The following is a 2,827-nucleotide window of genomic DNA, read 5'->3' on the forward strand; positions in this document are numbered from 1 at the left end:
CAGCGCCGCGAAGACCGGCTCGGATTGCTCGTGGGACGGCAGCGACTCGGTCTTCGCGGCGCTGGGCGGCGGCCAGGGAATCTTCTTGGTCTTTTCCTCGCTGGCGGCTTCGGTGGTCGCTTCGCCTTCCTGGCTGTAGGCCGTCGGCGCGTCGTGTTCGCGTTCGGCGGTCGCAACCGACGTCGACTGCTCCTCCGGCCAGGCGGCACCCTCACCGGTGGCCTGCTCCGACCGGACCGCGGCGAACACGTCGGTGTCGGCGCGATCCTCGTCGCCACCTCGGGCGCCGCTCTGCGGATGGTAGGCGCCCGTACGGTCAACCCGCCAGCGGCCAATGGCAACCCCGCTGATCGCGCCCAGGAACACCACCAACGCGGTGAAGGCCGCGAACGTGGTCAGCTCGTTGATCAGCCCTCCGACGTACACCGCTTTGTAGAACACCGAGATCAGCCAGGTCACCGCACCGCTGAGCAGCCCGGCAACCAGACCGGCCAGCAGCCACGTCATCGCCAGATCTTCGCGACGGTCCGGGTCGGGGTTGCTTGCGGCGTCCTCGCGGCCGTCGATCACGCCCCAGGCGACCACGCCGATGATGAACAGAAGAAGCAGCGCGATGCTGATCAGTGTGGCCTGCGTCTGCCACACGCTGATCAACGTTCCCTGAAACAGCCGAACGACGACCATCGCGGCGCCGAACACGACCCCGCGCAGCATCCAGTTAGTCATGGGGCCACAGCGTAGCGAGTAGCGTCACCTGGCGTGACACATTCCCAGCGGCGAGCCGCACTCGCAGCTCGAATTCGGGACGCCGGGCTGGACGCGATGCTGGTCACAGACCTGATCAACGTTCGCTATCTGTCCGGCTTCACCGGGTCCAATGCCGCTCTGCTGGTGTTCGCGGACGATCATGGCGCCGTTTTGGCCACCGACGGTCGCTACCGCACCCAGGCCGCGCAGCAGGCGCCCGATCTGGAAGTGGCCATCGAGCGGGCCTGCGGGCGTTACCTCGCCGGGCGGGCCGCGGCCAGCGGGGCGCAGCGGGTGGGTTTCGAAAGCCACGTGGTCACGGTGGACGCCTACGACGCGCTGGCCGCCGCGTCGGCTGAGGCCGGCGGCAGCGAGTTGGTCCGAGCCGCACAGACCGTGGAGGCGCTGCGCGAGGTCAAAGACGCCGGGGAGGTGGCGCTGCTGCGGCTGGCCTGCGAAGCCGCCGACGCCGCCCTGACCGACCTGATCGCGCGCGGCGGCCTGCGGCCGGGGCGCACCGAGCTCGAGGTGGCCCGCGAGCTGGAGGCGCTGATGCTGGACCACGGCGCCGACGGTGTCTCGTTCGAGACCATCGTGGCGGCTGGGGCGAATTCGGCGATCCCGCATCACCGGCCCACCGAGGCGGTGCTGGCCGCCGGGGACTTCGTCAAAATCGATTTCGGCGCCCTGGTCGGCGGCTATCACTCCGACATGACCCGCACCTTCGTGCTGGGCAAGGCCGCCGACTGGCAGCTGGAGATATACCAGCTGGTCAGCGACGCGCAACGAGCCGGCCGGGTTGCGCTGGAAGCCGGCGCCGGCCTGGCCGACGTGGACGCGGCGGCGCGCGAGGTGATCGTCGACGCCGGGCACGGCGCGCACTTCGGTCATGGTCTCGGCCATGGGGTGGGACTGCAAATCCATGAAGCGCCGGGGATCAACGCCACCGCCGCCGGTACACTACGTGCGGGCTCTGTGGTCACCGTGGAGCCCGGCGTCTATTTGCCGGACCGCGGCGGCGTCCGCATCGAGGACACGCTGGTTGTGGCTGACGAAACCTCCGGGCACGCACCGGAATTGCTCACCCGGTTCCCCAAGGAACTGGCGATCTTGTAGGAGATTCACCGACTGTGGCAAGCACTGCCGATTTCAAGAACGGACTCGTGCTGGTGATCGATGGCCAGCTATGGCAGATCATCGAGTTCCAGCACGTCAAGCCCGGCAAGGGTCCGGCGTTCGTCCGCACCAAGCTGAAGAACGTGCTCTCCGGGAAGGTCGTCGACAAGACCTACAACGCCGGGGTGAAGGTGGAGACCGCGACAGTGGACCGCCGTGACACCACCTACCTCTACCGCGACGGCACCGACTTCGTGTTCATGGACAGCCAGGACTACGAGCAGCACCCGTTGCCGGAGTCGCTGGTCGGTGACGACTCCCGGTTCTTGCTCGAGGGACTGCCGGTGCAGGTGGCGTTCCACAATGGCGCGCCGCTGTACATCGAGCTGCCGGTGACCGTCGAATTGGTGGTCACGCACACCGAGCCGGGTCTGCAGGGTGATCGATCCAGCGCCGGCACCAAGCCGGCGACCGTGGAGACTGGCGCCGAGCTCCAGGTTCCGCTGTTCATCAACACCGGCGACAAGCTGAAGGTCGACTCCCGCGACGGCAGCTATCTGGGACGTGTCAACGCGTGAGCCGGCCCGTCCGGGGACGGCACCAGGCACGTAAGCGCGCCGTCGATTTGTTGTTCGAAGCCGAGGCTCGTGGCTTGACCCCGGCCGAGGCGGCGGATGCCCGCATCGCGCTGGCGGAGGCCAAACCCGATGTGGCGCCGCTGAACCCATACACGGTGACGGTGGCTCGTGGCGTCACCGAGCACGCCGCGCACGTCGACGACTTGATCGCATCGCACCTGCAGGGCTGGACGCTGGAACGGCTGCCCGCCGTGGATCGGGCCATCCTGCGTGTCGCGGTGTGGGAGCTGCTGCACGCTGACGACGTGCCCGCGCCGGTCGCGGTCGACGAGGCGGTCGAGCTGGCCAAAGAGCTGTCCACCGACGACTCGCCCGGGTTCGTCAAC

At 68.3% G+C, this 2,827-nt stretch carries 4 protein-coding genes; 3 read left to right on the forward strand and 1 reads right to left on the reverse strand.

What is annotated here, in order from left to right; translation table 11 throughout:
* On the reverse strand, positions 1–726 hold a 726-nt coding region (locus VN856_RS21770; protein ID WP_325692831.1), incomplete at its 3' end, for a B-4DMT family transporter.
* Between the two features lie 33 nt (positions 727–759).
* On the opposite strand from VN856_RS21770, the gene VN856_RS21775 reads away from it, so the two are divergent.
* From VN856_RS21775 to nusB, 3 genes are all read left to right on the forward strand, one after another.
* Entirely contained in the window at positions 760–1,863 is a 1,104-nt protein-coding gene (locus VN856_RS21775; protein ID WP_325692833.1) for a Xaa-Pro peptidase family protein, read from the forward strand.
* A 14-nt stretch (positions 1,864–1,877) separates the two neighbouring features.
* Positions 1,878–2,441 (forward strand): elongation factor P, encoded by a 564-nt coding sequence (gene efp / locus VN856_RS21780; protein WP_325692836.1) that lies wholly within the window; start codon positions 1,878–1,880, stop codon positions 2,439–2,441.
* On the forward strand, positions 2,438–2,827 hold a 390-nt coding region (gene nusB / locus VN856_RS21785; RefSeq protein ID WP_325692838.1), incomplete at its 3' end, for a transcription antitermination factor NusB. The genes efp and nusB, both read left to right, overlap by 4 nt.

Origin of the sequence: Mycobacterium sp. (assembly GCF_035603715.1) — a bacterium.
Taxonomy (GTDB): Bacteria; Actinomycetota; Actinomycetes; order Mycobacteriales; family Mycobacteriaceae; genus Mycobacterium.